At 76.7% G+C, this 20,795-nt stretch carries 2 protein-coding genes; both read right to left on the bottom strand.

Going from position 1 to position 20,795, the window contains the following annotated elements:
• Positions 1–15 precede the first annotated feature (15 nt).
• Entirely contained in the window at positions 16–15,939 is a 15,924-nt protein-coding gene (locus FHX75_RS31570; RefSeq protein ID WP_425463488.1) for an SDR family NAD(P)-dependent oxidoreductase, read from the bottom strand.
• 62 nt (positions 15,940–16,001) lie between these two features.
• Entirely contained in the window at positions 16,002–20,789 is a 4,788-nt protein-coding gene (locus tag FHX75_RS10830; RefSeq protein WP_154938584.1) for a type I polyketide synthase, read from the bottom strand.
• Positions 20,790–20,795: the final 6 nt, after the last annotated feature.

Genomic DNA, 20,795 nt, shown 5'->3' on the forward strand with positions numbered 1-20,795 from the left:
CGAGCTTGTCGTCGGTCATCGAGGGTCTCCCGTCATGAGGTCGTCGAGGTCCTGGTCGCCCAGCGCCATGCTGATCAGGTCGTCGGCGTCCATCTCGTCGATCGAGCGGCCGGCCTCGTCGTCCGCCGTGGCCGTGTCCGGCGTGGGGGCGAGTCCACCGAGTTCGAGCAGCCGGTCCAGCAGCCCGGCCTCCCGCAGCCGGCTCAGCGGGATGCCCTGGAGGACCTCCCGCACCCGGTCCTCGGGCAGCCCGTCGGCCGGCGCCGGGGCCAGCGCGGTGGCCAGCTCGGCGGCGAGGACCCGCGCGTTGGGGTGGTCGAAGACCAGCGTCGCGGGCAGCCGCAGGCCGGTTGCGGTGTTGAGCTGGTTGCGGAACTCCACCGCGCTCAGCGAGTCGAAGCCGAGTTCCTGGAACGCCCGGTCCGGGTCGACGTCGTGCGGACCGGCGTGCCCGAGGATCGCCGCCGCCTGGGTGAGCACGACGTCGAGCAGCGCGGCTTCGCGCTCGTCGGCCGGCAGCGCGGCGAGCCGCCGGGTCAGCGCCGCAGCGTCCGGTCCGGCCCCACCGGGGCGCGCCGGTCGCCGCACCAGGCCGCGGAAGAGCGGCGGCAGGTCGGGTACGCCGGCCAGCGCCGCCAGGTCCAGCGCCACCGGTACGACCACGGCCGCGTCGGTGGCGGCGGCCGCGTCCAGCAGCGCGAGCCCTTCGGCGGGCGCGAGCGGGCGGACGCCGGTCCGCTCGACGCGGGCCCGGTCGCCGGCGGTGAAATCGGCGGCCATCCCCGCGTCGCCGGCCCAGGCTCCCCAGGCGAGCGACTGGGCGGGCAGGCCGGCGGCCCGGCGGTGCGCGGCGAGCGCGTCGAGGCAGGCGTTGGCGGCGGCGTAGCTGCCCTGGCCCGGGTTGCCGACCACGCCGGCGGCGGAGGAGAAGAGCACGAACGCGGTGAGCGGCAGGTCGGCGGTCAGCTCGTGCAGGTGCAGCGCCGCGTCCACCTTGGGGCGGAACACGACGTCGACGCGGTCCGGGGTGAGCGACCCGATCACCCCGTCGTCGAGCACGCCGGCCGAGTGCACGACCCCGGTGAGCGGGTGCGCCGGGTCGAGCCCGGCCAGCAGGGCCACCACGGCTTCCCGGTCGCCCATGTCGCAGGCAGCGAGCCGGACGTCCGCGCCGAGCGCGGTCAGCTCGGCGACGAGGTCGTCCGCCCCGGCCGCCGCGGCGCCCCGCCGGCTGGTCAGCAGCAGTCGGCGTACGCCGTGCGTGGTGACCAGATGCCGGGCGACGAGCCGGCCGAGCAGGCCGGTCGCGCCGGTCACCAGGACCGTCCCCTCGGCGCCGAACACGCTGGCCGGCGGGGCCTCCGGGGTAACCGCGAGCCGGGCGAGCCGGGCGACGTGGGCGACGCCGGCGCGAACGGCGACCTGCGGTTCGCCCGTGGCGACGGCCAGTGCGAGCGCCGCCGGGTCGTCCGGGTCGTCGAGGTCGGCCAGGACGATCCGGTCGGGCTGCTCCGACTGCGCGGAGCGGACCAGCCCCCAGACGGCGGCTCCGGCCAGGTCGGCGGCCTCCTCGTCGGCCACCGCGACCGCCCCCCGGGTGACCACCACCAGGGTGGACCGGGCGTACCGGTCGTCGGCGAGCCAGGCCTGGACCCGCTCCAGGGCCCGGTGGGTCCCCCGGTGCACGGCGGCGGTGTCCCGACCGGGCTCCGACCGCAGCACCACCACCTCGGGTACGTCCTCGCGGACGTCCTCCCACGCCGCCCAGCGCACCGGGGGCGCGGTCACCGGCGCGGCGGGCTGCCAGGCCAGCCGGTACAGCGGTTCCGGCCGGCCGGCGGCGAGCTGGGCCGCGGAGAGCTCCCGGAGGGTGAGCGACTCCACCGAGGCGACCGGCAGCCCGGCGGCGTCGGCGATGTCGAGGCGCACCCCGTCGCCGGCCGGGGTGACCCGGACCCGGATGGTGGTGGCGTCGGGGACGACGACGGTGACGCCGGCGAAGGCGAACGGCAGCCGGACCGGCCCGACCCGGCCAGCGTCGAGGCCGACCGCCTGGAGGCAGGCGTCGAGGAGGGCCGGGTGCATCCGGTACCCGTCGTCGGCGCCGTCCCCGGCCGGCAGGGCCACCTCGGCGTACACCTGCTCGCCGGCGGTCCACGCGGCGCGCAGCCCTTGGAACGCCGGCCCGTACGCCAGTCCGGCGGCGGCCTGGGCGTCGTACCGCCCGGTGAGGTCGACCGGGACGGCGCCCGGCGGCGGCCACGCGGCCAGGTCGAACGACGGCGGCCGGGTGGCCGGGGCGACGGCGCCGGTGGCGTGCCGGGTCCACGGCTGGTCCGGTCCGCCATCGCGGGAGTGCACGGTGACCGGCCGGCTGCCCGCCTCGTCAGCCGCGCCGAGCAACACCTGGACGGTGACCCCGCCGCGTTCCGGTACGACCAGCGGCGCCTCGAGGACCAGTTCGGTGAGGGCGCCGCAGCCGACCTGCCCGCCCGCGCTGAGCGCCAGTTCGACGAAACCGGTGCCCGGCAGGAGGATCGCGTCGCCCACCACGTGGTCGGCGAGCCAGGGCTGGCTGTGCACGGAGAGCCGTCCGGTGAGGACGGTGCTGTCCGAGCCGGCGAGGGTGACGGCGGCGCCGAGCAGCGGATGGCGGGCGGCGTCGACGCCGACCGCACCGAGGTCCCCGTCGGCGGTGCTGGTCCGCTGCCAGTAGCGCTGCCGCTCAAACGGGTAGGTGGGCAGGTCGACGGTGCGGGTGGTCTGCGGCAGCAGGGCGGTCCAGTCGACGGCAGTGCCGGTGACGTGCAGCCTGGCCAGGGCGGCCAGGGCCTGCCGCTGTTCGTCGTGTCCCCGCCGCAGGCTGGGGATGATCGTCGCGGCGTCGGTGAGGATGCCCTCGATCATCGGGGTGAGCGCGGCGTCCGGACCCAGTTCCAGGAACGTGGTCGCGCCGGCGGTGTGCAGGGCGGTGATGCCGTCGGCGAAACGCACCGCCTCACGAACGTGGCGGACCCAGTAGTCCGGGTCGGTCAGTTCGCTGGTGGCGAGGGCGCCGGTCAGGTTCGACACGACCGGGAGGTGCGGCTCGGCGTAGGACAGGCTCGCCGCGACGGCCCGGAACTCGTCGAGCATCGGCTCCATCAGCCCGCTGTGGAACGCATGACTCACCCGCAGCCGGGTCGTCTTCCGCCCCAGGTTGGTGAAGTGCTCGGCCAGGTGCAGCACGGCGGCTTCGGGGCCGGAGATGACCACCGACCGGGGGCCGTTGACGGCCGCGACGTCCACACCAGCGCCTACCGCCAGGCCGCTGCCGTTGCCGCTGCCGCTGCCGTTGCCGGTGCCGCTGCCGGTGCCGGTGCCGGTGCCGGTGGAGGCTGAGTCGTTTACGACATCAGCTCCAAAGGATCCGACCACCACACCCGGACCCGCCAGCGCCGCCCGCACCTCCTCCTCCGACGCCTGCACCGCCACCATCGCCCCACCAGCCGGCAACGCCTGCATCAACCGCCCCCGCGCGGCCACCAGACGGGCCGCATCCGACAGCGACAACACCCCGGTAACATGCGCGGCAGCCAACTCACCGATCGAATGCCCGGCCACGAAGTCCGGCCGCACACCCCACGACTCCATCAGCCGGAACAACGCCACCTCGACCGCGAACAACCCGGCCTGCGCATAACCCGTCTGGCGGATCAGCTCCTCATCGTCGCCCCAGATAACCTCACGCAACGGCCGGTCCAGGTGCGCGTCCAGCTCCGCCACCACTGCGTCGAACGCCGAGGCGAACACCGGGAACACCGCGTGCAGCGAGCGACCCATGCCGAGGCGCTGTGCGCCCTGACCGGTGAACAGCACCGCCAGCCGACCACCCGGCCGGGCCACGCCGGTGACCAGGCCGGGAGCGCCGGCGCCGGCGGCCAGGGCGGTCAGGCCGGCCGACAGCTCCGCCGGGTCCGCGCCGAGCACCACCGCCCGGTGGGCGAAGAGCGCCCGTCCGGTGGCGAGCGTCCGGCCCGCCGCCGGCACATTGGCCGGGTCGATCCGGGCGGCGAGGTCGGCCAGCCGTCCGGCCAGGTCGCGTACGGCGGTGTCGGACCGCGCCGACACCAGCCAGGGCACCAGGCCGTCGACCGGTCGGGGCGTGGACGCGTCACCGTCGGTGGGCGCCTCCTCGATGATCACGTGGGCGTTGGTGCCGGAGAGCCCGAAGGAGGAGATGCCGGCCCGGCGCGGATGCCCGTTCGCCGGCCACTCGCGTGCCTCGGTCAGCAGCTCTACCGCGCCGGCGGACCAGTCGACCTGCGGCGAGCGCTCCTCGGCGTGCAGGGTGCGGGGCATCAGCCCGTGTCGCATCGCCAGGATCATCTTCATCACCCCGGCCACCCCGGCGGCGGCCTGGGTGTGGCCGACATTCGACTTGACCGACCCCAGCCAGAGCGGCCGGTCCCCCGGGCGGTCCTGCCCGTAGGTGGCCAGCAGCGCCTGCGCCTCGATCGGGTCGCCGAGGGTCGTACCCGTGCCGTGCGCCTCGACTACGTCCACCTCGGCGGCCGGCACCCGGGCCGAGGCGAGCGCCGCGCGGATGACCCGTTGCTGGGCGGGGCCGTTCGGCGCGGTCAGGCCGTTCGACGCACCGTCCTGGTTCACCGCCGAACCGCGCACCACCGCCAGGACCGGGTGGCCGTGGCGGCGGGCGTCGGAGAGGCGTTCCACCAGCAGCAGCCCGGCGCCCTCGGAGAAGCCGGTGCCGTCGGCGCCCGCGCCGAAGGACTTGCACCGACCGTCCGGGGAGAGCCCGCGCTGCCGGCTGAACTCGACGAAGGTGTCCGGGGTGGCCATCACGGTCACCCCGCCGGCGAGCGCGAGCGTGCACTCCCCCGACCGCAGCGCCTGGGCGGCCAGGTGCAGCGCCACCAGCGAGGACGAGCAGGCAGTGTCGACGGTGACCGCCGGCCCCTCCAGCCCGAAGGCGTAGGCGACGCGGCCGGAGGCGATCGAGCCGGTGTTCGTGTTGTCCTGGTAGTCGTGGTACATCACGCCGGCGAAGACGCCGGTGGGGCTACCCTTGAGCGTGCCCGGGTCGATGCCGGCCCGCTCGAAGGTCTCCCAGGCGCACTCCAGCAGCAACCGCTGCTGCGGGTCCATCGCCACCGCCTCGTTCGGGCTGATGCCGAAGAAGCCGGCGTCGAACTCGGCGGCGTCGGCGAGGAAGCCGCCGGAACGGGAGTAGGTCCGCCCCTCGGCGCCGCGCTCCGCGTGGTAGATGCCGTCGACGTCCCAGCCCCGGTCGGCGGGGAACTCGCCGATCGCGTCCACGCCGTCGGCGACCAGCCGCCACAGCTGCTCGGGCGAGCCGACGCCGCCGGGGAAGCGGCAGCTCATCGCGACGATGGCGATCGGCTCGTCGGCCGGCCGCGCCGCCGGGGCGTCGATGGACGGGGCCGCCTCACCGGGGGTGAGCACCTCGTCGAGGTGCGCGGCCACGGCGAGAGCCGTGGGGTGGTCGAAGACCAGGGTGGCCGGCAGCCGCAGCCCGGTCACCGCGGTCAGCCGGTTGCGCAGTTCCACCGCCGACAGGGAGTCGAAACCGAGGTCCTTGAACGCCTGGTCGGGCTGGACGGCGTCCACCGTGGCGTGGCCGAGCACGGCGGCGATCTCGACGCGTACCAGATCGAGGAGGGCCTCGCGGCGCTCGGACCCGGACCGGCCGGCGAGCCGGCGGCGCAGGTCGTCACCACCGGCCGGCGCGGTCGCGCCGGCTCGCGCGACCGGCCGGGCCGGCGGGACGAGGCCGCGCAGGGCGGCCGGGAGGGGTTGACTGGCGGCGACCGCGCGCAGGGCCGGCAGGTCGAGCCGGACCGGCACCCGCAGCGGCTCGGCGGCGTCGAGCGCCGCGGTGAACAGGGCCAGCCCTTCGGTGCGGGTGAGCGGGGGGAAGCCGTTGCGGCCCAGCCGGCGCAGCTCGGCGGCGGTGAGCCGGTCGCCCATCCCGTCGGCCGCCCACAGTCCCCAGGCCAGCGAGACGGCCGGCAGCCCGGCGGCGCGGCGGTGCGCGGCCAGGGCGTCGAGGAAGACGTTCGCGGCGGCGTAGCCGCTCTGGCCGGGCGCGCCGAGCACCCCGGCCGCCGACGAGAAGAGCACGAACATCCGCAGGTCACGGGTGAGTTCGTGCAGGTGCCACGCGGCGGTCGCCTTGGGGGCGAGGACGGCGTCGACCCGCTCGGGGGTGAGCGCGGCGAGGACGCCGTCGTCGAGCACGCCGGCGGCGTGCACCACCCCGGTCAGCGGACGGGCGGTGGGCACGCTGGCCAGCAGCCGGGTCAGCGCGTCCCGGTCGGCGACGTCGCAGGCGGCGACGGTGACGTCGCCACCCAGGTCCGCCAGCTCCGCGACCAGGTCGCGGGCGCCGGGCGCGTCGAGGCCGCGCCGGCTGGTCAGCAGCAGATGCCGGACGCCCAGCTCGGTGACGAGGTGCCGGGCGACCAGCGCGCCGAGACCGCCGGTGCCGCCGGTGACCAGGACGGTGCCGTGCTCGTGCGGCGCGGCCGGGGCGGCGGCCTCCGCCGCGCGGACCAGCCGCGGCACCCGGATCTCGCCGCCGCGCAGCGCCGCCTCCGGCTCGCCCCAGGCCAGCGCCGCGGGCAGGCGGCGACCCGATTCGACGGTACGGTCGACGTCCAGCAGCCCGAACCGGCCCGGATGCTCGGCCTCCGCCGCCCGGACCAGGCCCCACAGGGGCGCGGTGGCGAGGTCCACCTCACCGTCGGCCACCGGTACGGCCTCCGTGGTGACCAGCACCAGCCGGGCCGCGCCGAAGCGGGCGTCGGCGATCCAGTCCTGCGTCAGCCGCAACGTCCACGCCACCACCGCGCGCAGTCGCGCCGGCACGTCGTCGCCGGTGAACGCCGGCACAGTGACCAGCACCCGGTCGGGCAGCGGGGCGCCCGCGTCGACGGCATCGGCGAGCGCGGCCAGGTCGGGGTGGGCCGGCAGCTCCGCCGCGCCCGCCGGCGGCGTACCGACCAGCACGACCGACCCTCCCCCGGCCGGCGGGGCAGGCGTGGTCAGCGGCACCCAGTCGAGCCGGTACATCGCCTCGGGTCGGGTGCCGGGGTCGAGCTGGTCGGCGCTGACCGCGCGGTAGTCCAGCGAGTCGACGGTGAGCACCGGCTGCCCGGCCGCGTCGGCCACCGTGACGGAGGCGCTGCGGGGGCCGCGGCGGGTGATGCGTACCCGCAGCGCGGTCGCGCCGGCGGCGTGCAGGGACACCCCGCTCCAGGAGAACGGCAGCAACGCGTCCCCGGTCGACGGGTCGGCGGCGTCGCGGTCGGCGGCGTCGAGCAGGGCGGCGTGCAGGCCGGCGTCGAGCAGCGCGGGGTGCAGGCCGAAGCGGGCGGCGTCCGGGTGGGCCGGCTCGGGGAGCACGACCTCGGCGTACACCTCGTCGCCGTGCCGCCAGGCCGCCCGCAGACCCTGGAACGTCGGCCCGTACGCGTAGCCGTCGGCGAGCAGCCGCTGGTAGCCGTCGTCCACCGGAAGCGGGCTCGCGCCGGCCGGCGGCCAGGCGTCCAGCGGCGCGGCCGGTGCGGGTACGGACGCCGAGAGCAGCCCGGTGGCGTGCGCCGTCCAGGCGGTGTCCTCGGCGTCGTCGCCGGAGTAGACGACGACGGTACGGTTGCCCGCCTCGTCCGCCCCACCGACGACGACCCGCAGCACGACGGCCGCCTGGTCGGGCAGCGGCAGCGGCGCCTGGAGGGTCAGCTCGACCAGATGGGGGCAGCCGACCCGGTCACCGGCGTGCACGGCCAGGTCGACCAGGGCGGCGCCGGGCAGCAGCACCGTCCCGGCGACGGCGTGGTCGGCGAGCCACGGGTGGGTGGCGAGCGAGACCCGTCCGGTCAGCACCACCTCGCCGGAGTCCGGTACGACCAGCTCGGCGCCGAGCAGCGGGTGGCGCAGCGCGGCGAGGCCGGCGGCGACGACCTCGCCGTCACCGGCCCCGGCCCAGGCGTCGGCCCAGTACTCCCGCGCGTCGGCCCAGTAGCGCTGCCGCTGGAAGGGGTAGGTGGGCAGCTCGACACGGGTGCCGGTGAGCAGGGCGGTCCAGTCGACGGGGGTGCCGGTGACGTGCAGCCTGGCCAGGGCGGTCAGGGCCTGCCGCTGTTCGTTGTGTCCCCGCCGCAGGCTGGGGATGATCGTCGCGTCGTCGGTGAGGATGCCCTCCATCATCGGCGTGAGCGCGGCGTCCGGGCCCAGTTCCAAGAACGTCGTGGCTCCTGCCTCGTGCAGGGCGGTGACGCCGTCGGCGAAGCGGACCGCCTCGCGGACGTGCCGGACCCAGTAGTCGGGGTCGGTCAACTCGGTGCTGGCGAGGTCGCCGGTCAGGTTCGACACGACCGGGAGCTGCGGCTCGGCGTAGGTCAGGCTCGCCGCGATGCTCCGGAGATCGTCGAGCATGGGATCCATCAACCCGCTGTGGAAGGCGTGGCTGACTCGCAGTCGCGTGGTTTTGCGGCCCAGCTCGGCGAAGTGCTCGGCGACCACGAGCACTGCGGCTTCCGGACCGGAGATGACCACCGACTGGGGGCCGTTGACGGCCGCGATGTCCACACCAGCGCCGGCCGCCAGGCCGTTGCCGTTGCCGTTGCCGTTGCCGTTGCCGTTGCCGTTGCCGTTGCCGTTGGAGGTTGAATCGTTTACGTCATCAGGTCGATAGGACGCGACAGAGACATCCTGTCCCGCCAGCGCCGCCCGCACCTCCGCCTCCGACGCCTGCACCGCCACCATCGCCCCACCAGCCGGCAACGCCTGCATCAACCGACCCCGCGCAGCGACCAACCTTGCGGCATCCGACAGCGACAACACCCCGGCCACATGCGCGGCAGCCAACTCACCGATCGAGTGCCCCGCCACGAAGTCCGGCCGCACACCCCACGACTCCACCAAGCGGAACAGGGCCACCTCGACGGCGAACAACCCCGCCTGCGCATAGCCCGTCCGCCGGATCAGCTCCTCGTCATCACCCCAGACCACCTCACGCAACGGCCGATCCAGGTGCGCGTCCAGCTCGGACACCACCGCGTCGAACGCAGCAGCGAACACCGGAAACACCGCGTGCAGCGAGCGACCCATGCCCAGGCGCTGCGCGCCCTGACCGGTGAACAGCACCGCCAGCCGACCACCCGATCGGGCCACGCCGGACACCAGCGTCGGGTCGGGGGTGCCGGCTGCGAGGGCGTCAAGGCCGCGCCGCAGCTCGGTCCGGTCGGTGCCGAGGACGACGGCCCGCCGTTCCCATCGAGCCCGCCCGGTGGCGAGGGACCACCCGATGTCGCCGTCGCGCAGGTCGGGGTGCTCGCCCGCGTACGCGGAGAGCCGCCCGGCCTGGGCCCGCAACGCCGCCTCCGACCGGGCGGACACCAGCCAGGGCACGACCGGGCCGGCGGTGGATCCGACAGGGCCGGCCGCCGCCGGGGTGTCGTCCGGGGCCTGCTCGATGATGACGTGCGCGTTGGTGCCGCTGATGCCGAACGACGACACCCCGGCCCGGCGCGGATGCCCGTTCACCGGCCACGCGCGCGCCTCGGTCAACAGCTCCACCGCACCGGCGGACCAGTCCACCTGCGGCGACGGCGCGTCCACGTGCAGCGTCCGGGGCATCGCCCCGTGCCGCATGGCGAGGACGACCTTCATCACCCCGGCCACCCCGGCGGCGGCCTGGGTGTGGCCCAGGTTCGACTTGACCGAACCCAGCCAGAGCGGCCGGTCGGCGGGCCGCTCCCGGCCGTACGTGCCGAGCAGGGCCTGCGCCTCGATCGGGTCGCCCAGGGTGGTCCCCGTGCCGTGCGCCTCGACCAGGTCGACCTCGGCGGCCGGGACGCCGGCCGCGGCGAGCGCGGCCCGGATCACCCGCTGCTGCGACGGGCCGTTCGGCGCGGTCATGCCGTTCGACGCGCCGTCCTGGTTGACCGCCGAGCCGCGCACCACGGCGAGGATCGGGTGACCGTTGCGGCGGGCGTCGGAGAGCCGCTCGACCAGCAGGAACCCGGCGCCCTCGGCGATGCCGGTGCCGGCCGCGGCGGCGGCGAAGGCGCGGCAGCGGCCGTCCGGCGACAGTGCCCGCTGCCGGCTGAACTCGACGAAGATCTCCGGGGTGGCCATCACGCTGACCCCGCCGGCGAGCGCCAGGTCGCACTCCCCCGACCGCAGCGCCTGCGCGGCCAGGTGCAGCGCCACCAGCGACGACGAACAGGCGGTGTCGATCGTCACCGCCGGCCCCTCCAGGCCGAGCACGTACGCCACCCGGCCGGAGGCCACCGCGCCGGTGCCGCTGTTGGCCGGGTAGTCGTGGTACATCAGGCCGGCGAAGACGCCGGTGGGGCTGCCCTTGAGCGTGCCCGGGTCGATGCCGGCCCGTTCGAAGGTCTCCCAGGCGCACTCCAGCAGCAGCCGCTGCTGCGGGTCCATGCCCAGCGCCTCGTTCGGGCTGATCCCGAAGAACGCGGGGTCGAATTCGGCGGCGTCGTGGAGGAAGCCGCCGGAGCGGGTGTAGCTGCTGTTCGGCGTGGTGAAGTCGGGGTCGTGGAGCTGGTCGACGTTCCAGCCCCGGTCGGCCGGGAAGTCGCCGATCGCGTCCACCCCGTCGGCGACCAGCCGCCACAGCTCCTCCGGCGAGCTGACCCCGCCGGGGAAGCGGCAGCTCATGGCGACGATGGCGATCGGCTCGTCGACCGGCTTCGCCGCCGCCACGGCGGACGTCACGGCGGCGGTACCGGAGAGCTCGTCGACCAGGAAGCGGGCGAGCCCGGCCGGTGAGGGGTAGTCGAAGACCGCGGTGACCGGCAGCCGCAGGCCGAGGGTCTGGTTGAGCCGGTTGCGGAACTCGACCGCGGTCAGCGAGTCGAAGCCCAGCTCGCGGAACGCCCGCTCCGGGGCGACGGCGGCGGCGGAGGTGAAGCCGAGCACCAGCGCCACCCGGTCCAGCACCAGGTCGAGCAGCGCCTGCTCGCGGTCCACCTCGGGCAGCCGGAGCAGCCGGTCCACCAGGGAACCGGCGTCGGCGCGTACCCCGGCGGCGCTGCGCCGGGCGACCGGCAGCAGGGTACGGAACAGCGCCGGCACGTCGCCCTGGGCGCGCACGGCGGCGAGGTCGAAGCGGACCGGCAGCAGCAGGGCGTCGGGGCGGTCCAGGGCGGCGTCGAGCAGGGTCAGGCCCTCGTCGACGGCGAGGCCGATCATGCCGCTGCGGGAGATACGCGCCCGGTCGACGCCGCCGAGCCGCCCGGTCATGCCGGTGGCCTGTGCCCAGAACCCCCAGGCCAGGCACTGGCCGGCGAGCCCGTGGGCCCGGCGGTGCGCGGCGAGGCCGGCGAGGAACGCGTTCGCCGCCGCGTAGTTGCCCTGCCCGGGCGCGCCGACCACGCCGGCCGCGGAGCCGAACAGGACGAACGCGCCGAGGTCCGCGTCGCGGGTCAGCTCGTGCAGGTGCAGGGCCGCGTCCACCTTCGGGGCGAGCACGGCGTCGAGCTGTTCGGGGGTGAGCGAGGCGATGGTGCCGTCGTCGAGCACGCCGGCGGTGTGCACCACCGCGGTCAGCGGCCGTCCGGCGGGGACGTCGGCCAGCACGGCGGCGAGTGCGTCCCGGTCGGTGACGTCGCAGGCGACCTGGTCGACCGAGGCGCCGAGGCCGGTCAGCTCGGCGGCCAGGTCGGCCGCGTCGGGGGCGGCCGGTCCGCGCCGGCTGAGCAGCAGCAGGTGGCGTACCCCGTGGGCGAGGACCAGGTGGCGGGCGACGATGGCGGCGAGGGTGCCGCTGGCGCCGGTGACCAGCACGGTGCCGGCCGGGTCGATCCGGCCGGCCGGCGGCTCCTCGGCGGTGGCCGGCGCGCGGACCAGTCGGGTGGCGAGCAGGTCACCGTCGCGTCGCAGCAGTTGCGGCTCGCCGGCCGCGACGAGGGTCGGGGCGAGCGCGACGGCGTCGGTGACGCCGACGTCGGTGTCGGCGAGGACGATCCGGTCCGGGTGCTCCGACTGGGCGGAACGGACCAGGCCCCAGACGGCGGCGCCGGCCAGGTCGGTGACGTCCTCGCCGTCGCGGCCGACCGCGCCGCGGGTGAGCACCAGCAGGGTGCTGGCGGCGTACCGGTCGTCGGCCAGCCAGGTCTGGAGGTCGGCGAGCACGCGGCGGGTGGTGTCGTGCACCGACGCCGCGTCGGCGCCGCCGGTGACCGGCAGCACCACCACGTCGGCGACCTCGCCGGCGTCCCACCGTCCGACCTGGACGGGCGCGGGCGGCGGGGTGGGCACGGGCGTCCAGGCGGTGCGGTAGAGCGCCTCGGCGACCGGTCCGGCCGCCGCCGGGGCGACGTCGGCCGGAAGCGGCCGCAGGACGAGGGAGTCCAGCGAGAGCACCGGCGCGCCGGTGGCATCGGCAGCCTCGACGGCGACCTCGCCGGCGCGCAGCGGGGTGATCCGCACCCGCAGGCTGGACGCCCCGACCGCGTGCAGGGTGACCCCGGTGAAGGCGAACGGCAGCAGCGCCCGGTCGTCGACGGCGTCGGTGAGGGCGACCGCGTGCAGCGCGGCGTCGAGCAGGGCGGGATGCAGGTCGGCGCGCTCGGCGTCGGCGGTGGCCTCCTCGGGCAGCTCCACCTCGGCGTACACCTCGGCGCCGGCCCGCCAGGCGGCCCGCAGCCCCTGGAACACCGGCCCGTAGGCCAGCCCGGCGTCGGCCAGCTCCGGGTAGAGGGCGGCGACGTCCACGGCGGTGGCACCGGCCGGCGGCCACTGCCGCAGGTCGTCGGCGGGGCGGGCGGTGGCCGGGGCGAGCTGGCCGGTGGCGTGCCGCTGCCAGGGTGCGTCGGGGGTGGCGTCCTCGGCCCGGGACCAGACGCTGACCGGGCGGGCGCCGCGCTCCCCCGCCGCGCCGACGGCGACCCGCAGTTGCACGCCGGCGCCGTCGGCGAGCACCAGCGGCGCGCCGATGGTCAGCTCGCTGACGGTCGGGCAGCCGACCTCGTCGCCGGCACGCAGCGCCAGCTCGACCAGGCCGGTGCCGGGGACCAGCACGGCGCCGGCGACGGCGTGGTCGGCCAGCCACGGGTGGGTGCCGGTGGAGATGCGTCCGGTGAGCACCACCCCGTCGTCGGCGGGGGTCGCGACGACCGCGCTGAGCAGCAGGTGGTCGGCGGGGCGCTGGCCGGCGCCGGTGACGTCCCCGGCGCCGGTGGCGGCCGCGTCCAGCCAGTGCCGGCGACGCTGGAACGGGTACGTCGGCAGCTCCACCCGCCGCCCCGGCCGCCCCTGGAACAGCGGCTGCCAGTCCACCGCGACGCCGTGGACGTACGCCTCGGCGAGCGAGGCGGCGAGGCGGTCGGGTCCGCCGTCGTCGCGGCGCAGGGTACCGATCACGACGGCCGGGGCGCCGGCGTCGGTGACGGTCTCCTCGATACCGACCTTGAGCGTCGGGTGGGCGCTGGGCTCGACGAAGACGGTCAGCCCGTCGGCGAGCATGGCCCGGGTGGCGTCGGCGAAGAGCACGGTCTGCCGCAGGTTGGTGTACCAGTAGCCGCCGTCGAGGGCGGTGGTGTCCAGCAGGGCACCGGTGACCGCCGAGTAGAACGGCACCTCGGCGGTGCGGGGGCGGACCGGGGCGAGCAGTTCGGCGAGCCGGTCGCGGATGCCCTCGACGAAGACGGAGTGCGAGGCGTAGTCCACCGGGATCATCCGGGTGCGGATCTCCTCGGCGGCCAGTTCGGCCTGGAACGCGGTGAGGGCGTCTACCTCGCCGCAGACCACCACCGAGCCGGGGCCGTTGACGGCGGCGAGGGAGAGCCGTCCGGCCCAGCCGGCGAGCCGCTCGCGGGCGGCGTCGGCGGGCAGCGAGACCGACATCATCCCGCCCAGGCCGGCCAGCTCGGCGGCGATGACCTGGCTGCGCAGGGCGACCACCCGGGCGCCGTCGTCGAGGGTGAGCGCGCCGGCGACGCAGGCGGCGGCGATCTCGCCCTGCGAGTGGCCGACCACGGCGGCCGGCTCGACGCCGTGGCTGCGCCACAGCTGGGCCAGCGAGACCATCACCGACCAGAGCACCGGCTGCACCACGTCGACCGGGTCGAGGGTGGGCGCGCCGGGCGCGCCGCGCAGCACGTCGACCAGGTCCCAGTCGACGAAGGGCGCCAGCGCGCGGGCGCACTCGGCGATCTTCTCGGCGAAGACCGGCGACGAGTCGAGCAGCTCGACCGCCATCCCGGCCCACTGCGAGCCCTGGCCGGGGAAGACGAAGGCCACCCGGGCGTCGGTGCGGGCGGTGCCGCGTACCAGGTTGGCGGCGTCGCGGTCGTCGGCGAGGGCGGCCAGGCCGGCCAGCAGCGCGCCGGTGTCCGTACCGGTGACGACCGCGCGGTGGTCCAGCGCCGAGCGGCCGGTGACCAGGGCGTGCCCGACGTCGGCCGGGTCGGGCCCGGCCTCGACGGCGGCGAGCCGCGCGGCCTGCGCGCGCAGCGCCTGCGGGTCGCGGGCCGACAGGACCCAGGCGAGGGTACGCCCCGACGGCGCCGGCTCCGGCGTCGTGACCTCGGCCGGCTCCTCCTCCGGGGCCTGCTCGATGATGGCGTGCGCGTTGGTGCCGCTGACGCCGAAGGAGGAGACGCCGGCCCGGCGGGGGCGGCCCGACTCGGGCCAGGGTAGCGCCTCGGCGAGCGGCCGGACGGTCCCCGGCGACCAGTCCACGTGCGACGACGGGGTGCCGACGTGCAGGCTCTTCGGCAGCAGGCCGTGCCGGATGGCCTGCACCATCTTGATCACACCGCCGACCCCGGCGGCGGCCTGCGCATGCCCGAAGTTGGACTTCAGCGAGCCGAGCCAGAGCGGCCGGTCCACCGGCCGGCCCTGCCCGTACGTGGCCAGCAGCGCTTGCGCCTCGATCGGGTCGCCGAGGGTGGTGCCGGTGCCGTGCCCCTCGACCACGTCGACCTCGCCGGGCGGCAGCTGCGCGTTGGCCAGGGCGGCGCGGATGACCCGCTGCTGGGCCGGCCCGCTGGGGGCGGTGAGGCCGTTGGACGCGCCGTCCTGGTTGACCGCGCTGCCGCGCACGACGGCGAGCACCGGGTGGCCGTTGCGGCGGGCGTCGGAGAGCCGTTCGAGCAGCAGCACGCCGGCGCCCTCGGCCCAGCCGGTGCCGTCGGCGTCGTCGGAGTACGCCTTGCAGCGGCCGTCGGGGGCGAGCCCGCGCTGCCTGCTGAACGCCACGAACGGCGCCGGGGTGGACATCACCATCACCCCGCCGGCCAGCGCGAGGGTGCACTCGCGCCGGCGCAGCGCCTGCACCGCCAGGTGCAGCGCGACCAGCGACGACGAGCAGGCGGTGTCCACGGTCAGCGTGGGCCCCTCCAGCCCCAGCGTGTACGCGACCCGCCCGGCGATCACCGAGGCCGCCGCCGCGGTGCCCAGGTACGCCTCGGCCGCCTCTGGGGCGGCGTTGAGCAGGTCGCCGTAGTCCTGGTAGCCGGAGCCGGTGAAGACGCCCACCGGCTTGCCCCGGACGGCGTCCGGGGCGATGCCGGCGCGTTCCAGCACCTCCCAGGAGACCTCCAGCATCAGCCGCTGCTGCGGGTCCATCGCCGCCGCCTCGCGGGGGGAGATGCCGAAGAAGGCGGCGTCGAACTCGGCGGCCTCGGCGAGGAAGCCGCCCTCGGCGACGTAGCTGGTGCCGATCCGGTCGGGGTCGTCGGCGAGCAGCCGGGCGAGGTCCCAGCCCCGGTCGGTGGGGAGCGGGCCGACCGCATCCACCCCGCCGGCCACCAGGTCCCACAGCTGCTCCGGGGTCCGCACGTCCCCGGGGTAGCGGCAGGCCATCGCCACGATCGCGATCGGGTCCCGCTCGACGCCCTCGACCTCCTGGAGCCGCTGGCGGGTCTGCGTGAGATCCGCGGTCACCCGCTTCAGGTAGTCGAGAAGCTTGCCGTCCTCCGCCATGCCCGTCCTCACCCCTGTGCGGGTCAGCGCAACCCGAGTTCGTTGTCGATGAAGTCGAAGATCTCGTCGGCGGTCGCCGCCTCGCCCAGCCGGTCGTCGCCGGCGGAGGGGTCGACCAGGCCGATCAGGGCGCGCAGCCGGGCGGCGAGCGCGGGCCGGTCGGCGTCGTCCTCGGGCAGCGCGGCGAGGGACGCCTCCAGCCGGTCGAGATCGGCCGCCGGCCCGGTCGTCGCGTCGGCGGCGCCGACGCCCAGCTCCGCACCGAGGAACTCCGCCACGGCGGCCGGCGTCGGGTGGTCGAAGACCAGCGTGGCGGGCAGCGCCTGACCGGTGGCGGCGGTGAGCCGCTGCCGCAGGTCCATCGCGGCGACCGAGTCGAAGCCCAGGTCGGCGAAGGGGCGGGCGGGGTCGAGGGTGGCCGGGCTGTCGTAGCCGAGCAGCGCGGCCACCTCGGCGCGGACGGTGTCCAGCAGGGCCCGCGCCCGCTGGGCCGGCGGCAGCCCGGCGAGCCGGTCGGCCAGGCCGGTCGGGGCGTTCGTGGCGTCACCGGCGACCGCCTCGGCCACCTCGGGCAGCGCGTCGAGCAGCGGCCGCCGGCGGGCCATGGTGTAGACGGGGGCGAAGCGCGACCAGTCGATGTCGGCGACGACAAGGTCCCCGGCGTCGGCCCGGTACGCCTCGGGCAGTGCGGTGATCGCCAGCTCCGGTCGCATCGGCGGCGCACCGAGGCGGCGCATCCCGGCGGCCAGGTCGGCGTCGACCATGCCGCTGTCCCAGGAACCCCAGGCGATCGAGGCGGCGGCGCGGCCCCGGGCCCGGCGGCGGGCGGCGAGCGCGTCCAGGTAGGCGTTCGCGGCGGCGTAGCCGGCCTGCCCGGCGCTGCCCCAGACGGCGGCGCCGGAGGAGAAGAGCACGAACGCGTCCAGCTCGGTCTCGGCGAGCAGGTCGTCGAGGTGGGCGGCGCCGGCCACCTTGGCGGCGGCCACATCGGCGATCTCGGCGAGGGTCAGCTCCCCGACCGGGGCGATGCGCTGCATGGCCCCGGCGGCGTGCACCACGGCGGTCAGCGGCCACCGGGCGGGCAGCCCGTCGAGCAGGTCCCGGAGCTGGTCGCGGTCGGCGACGTCGCACGCGGCGAGGGTCACCTCGGCGCCGAGGCCGGTCAGCTCGGCGGCCAGCGCGTCCGCGCCGGGGGTGTCCATGCCGCGCCGGCCGACCAGCACCAGGTGCTCGGCGCCGGCCCGGGCCAGGGCGCGGGCCACGTGCGCGCCGAGGCCGCCGGTGCCGCCGGTGACCAGCACGGTGCCGCGCGGCCGCCACGACGGCGGCGCCACCGGGCGGGCGGCCCGGACCATCCGGCGGGCGCGCACCCCGCCGTCGCGGATGGCCACGTGGTCCTCGCCGCCGGTGGTGGTGACCAGGGCGCGCAGCCGGCGCAGGGCGGCCGGGTCGGGGAACTCGGGCAGGTCGACCAGCCCGCCCCAGTGCCGGGGCAGGTCGAGGGCGAGGCCGGTGCCGAGGCCGTGCACGGCGGCCTGGGCCGGGTCGGCGGACTCGCTCGGGTCGACGACGACCGCGCCGGTGGTGAGGCACCAGATCGGGGCGTCGAGCTGGGCGTCGCCGAGCGCCTGGACCAGCGCGACCGTCCCGGCGAGGCCGCGGGTCAGCGCCGGGTGGTCGGGGTGCGGCCGGTCGTCGAGGGCGAGCAGGGAGAGCAGCACCGTGCCGGGGCCGGGCAGCTCGCGCAGCCGGGCGGCGAGGGCGCCCCGGTCGGCGTCGGCCACCGGGACGCGGACCACCTCGCCGCCGTGCTCGGCCAGGGTGGCCGCGATCATGCCGACCCGCAGGTCGTTGTCGTACCCGTCGGGCACGGCGACCAGCCAGCGGGCCGGCGCCGGGCCCGGCTCGGGGTCGGCGACGGACTCCCACACCACCCGGTAGCGCCAGCCGTCCACCGCGGACCGGTCGGCGTGCCGGCGGCGCAGCGCGGACAGGGCGGGCAGCACCTGGCCGAGGGCGACCGGGTCGACGCCGAGGTCGGCGGCGAGGGCGGCGGGGTCGGCGGCGGCGAGGTCGTCGAGGAAGCTCGGGTCGGCGGCGACCGGCTCGGGCGCCTCCCACCAGTACCAGCGGCGCTGGAACTCGTAGGTGGGCAGCTCGACCCGGCGGGCGCCGGGGTGCGCTGCCGCCCAGTCGACCGCCGTGCCCCGGGTGTGCGCGCGGGCCAGCGCGGTGACCAGCTCCCGCTCCTCGTCCCGGTCCCGGCGCAGCAGCGGCACGAAGACCGCGTCCCGGCCGTCGCCGACGCAGTCCGGGCCGGTGGCCGAGAGCGCCGCGTCCGGGCCGAGCTCCAGGAACGTGGTGACGCCCTGGTCGGCGAGCCACCGTACGGAGTCGTGGAAGCGGACGGTGCCGCGCACCTGGCGTACCCAGTGCTCCGGGTCGGTCAGCTCGCCGGTGACCGGCTGCCCGGTCAGGGTGGAGACCACCGCCAGGGTCGGCGCGGTGTAGCGCAGCGACCGGGCGACCTCGGCGAAGTCGGTGAGCATGGGTTCCATCAGCGGGCTGTGGAAGGCGTGCGAGGCGGCGAGCCGACGGGTCCGCCGGCCGAGGCCGCGCAACTGCTCGGCGACGGCAAGCGCGGCGGCCTCCACACCGGAGACCACCACGGCGGTCGGGCCGTTCACCGCGGCCAGGTCGACCCGCTCGTCGAGCAGCGGCCGGACCTCCGCCTCGGTCGCCTCCACGGCGACCATCGCCCCGCCGGCGGGCAACGCCGCCATCAGCCGGCCCCGGGCGGCGACCAGCGCCGCCGCGTCGAGCAGGGTGAGCACGCCGGCGACGTGCGCGGCGGCCAGCTCGCCGATGGAGTGCCCGACCAGGTACGCCGGGCGCACCCCCCAGCTCTCCAGCAGCCGGTACAGCGCCACCTCCAGCGCGAAGAGTGCCGGTTGGGCGTACCCGGTGTCGTTGAGCGGGTCGGCGTCGGCGCCCCACACCACCTCGCGCAGCGGCCGGGCCAGGTGCGGGTCGAGGGCGGCGACGGCGGCGTCGAACGCGTCGGCGAAGGCCGGGAAGGCGGCGTGCAGCTGCCGTCCCATGCCGGGGCGCTGGGCGCCCTGCCCGGTGAAGCAGAAGGCGGTGCGGCCGTCGACGCGTACCGTGTCGCGGACCAGGTGGGCGGCGGCGGTGCCGTCGGCGAGGGCGGCCAGTCCGGCGCGGAGCGCGGCGTGGTCGGCGCCGATGACGGCGGCCCGGTGCTCCAGCGCGGCGCGGGTGGTGGCCAGCGAGTACGCCACGTCGGCCGGGGCCTGGTCGGCGCGCTCCTCCAGGTGGCCGGCGAGCCGGCGGGCCTGCGCCCGCAGCGCCGGCTCGTCGCGCCCGGAGACCAGCAGCGCCACCGGCCGCGTGCCGGCGTCGTCCCGGATCGGGGCGGCCGTCACCTGGGGCTGGGCGGGCTCGGCGGGCGGCTCCTCGACGATGACGTGGGCGTTGGTGCCGCTGAGCCCGAACGCGGAGACCCCGGCCCGGCGGGGGCGGTCGCCGCGCGGCCAGGGCCGGGCCTCGGTGAGCAGCCGCACGTTGCCGGTGGACCAGTCCACGTTGGGGGTCGGTTCCTTGACGTGCAGGGTCTGCGGCAGCGTGTCGTGCCGCATCGCCGCCAGCATCTTGATGATCCCGCCGACCCCGGCGGCGGCCTGCGCGTGCCCGACGTTGGACTTGAACGAGCCCAACCAGAGCGGCCGGTCCGCCGGCCGGCCCTGCCCGTACGTGGCGAGCAGCGCCTGCGCCTCGATCGGGTCGCCGAGGGTGGTGCCGGTGCCGTGCGCCTCGACGGCGTCGATCTGGTCGGCGGTGAGCTGCGCGGCGGCCAGCGCGGCCCGGATCACCCGCTGCTGGGCCGGCCCGTTGGGGGCGGAGAGGCCGTTGCTGGCGCCGTCGGAGTTGACCGCGCTGCCCCGGACCAGCCCGAGCACCGGGTGGCCGTGGCGGCGGGCGTCGGCGAGGCGTTCCAGCAGCAGCAGGCCGATGCCCTCGCCCCAGGCGGTGCCGTCAGCGTCGGAGGAGAAGGACTTGCACCGGCCGTTGGGGGCCAGCCCCCGGTCCTGGCTGAACCCGACGAACGAGTCCGGGGTGGACATCACCGTCACCCCGCCGGCCAGGGCGAGGCCGCACTCGCCGGCGCGCAGCGCGTGCGCGGCCAGGTGTACCGAGACCAGCGACGAGGAGCAGGCGGTGTCCACGGTGACCGCCGGGCCCTCCAGGCCCAGCGCGTACGCGACCCGGCCGGAGGCGACGCTGGCCAGGCTGCCGACGCCCTTGGCGGCGTAGTCGTGGTAGACGAGGCCGGCGAAGACGCCGGTGGCGCTGCCCTTGAGCGAGGCGGGGTCGATGCCGGCCCGCTCGACGACCTCCCAGGCGGTCTCCAGCAGCAGCCGCTGCTGCGGGTCGGTCTCCCGCGCCTCCCGTGGGCTGATCTTGAAGAAGTCGGCGTCGAACTCCCCCGCGTCGTGCAGGAACCCGCCGTTGACGCAGTACGTCCGCCCGGGCGTGGCCGGCTCCGGGTCGTACAGGCCGGCGACGTCCCAGCCCCGGTTCTGCGGGAACCCGCTGATCGCGTCGCCGCCGGAGGCGACCAGCTCCCACAGGTCGTCGGGGGTGCGGACGCCGCCGGGGAACCGGCAGGCCGCGGCGACGATCGCGATGGGTTCGTGCCAGCGCTGCTCGGCGTCGTGCAGCCGCCGCCGGGTCTGCTGGAGGTCAGCCGTGGCGCGCTTGAGGTAGTCGCGCAGCTTGTCGTCGGTCGCCATCGCCGC

This window comes from Micromonospora palomenae (assembly GCF_007829925.1).
Lineage (GTDB): Bacteria > Actinomycetota > Actinomycetes > Mycobacteriales > Micromonosporaceae > Micromonospora > Micromonospora purpureochromogenes.

Bases quoted from the DNA above. Each gene is read 5' to 3' on its own strand.
- FHX75_RS10830 (WP_154938584.1), bottom strand. From the start codon at position 20,789: ATGGCGACCGACGACAAGCTGCGCGACTACCTCAAGCGCGCCACGGCT.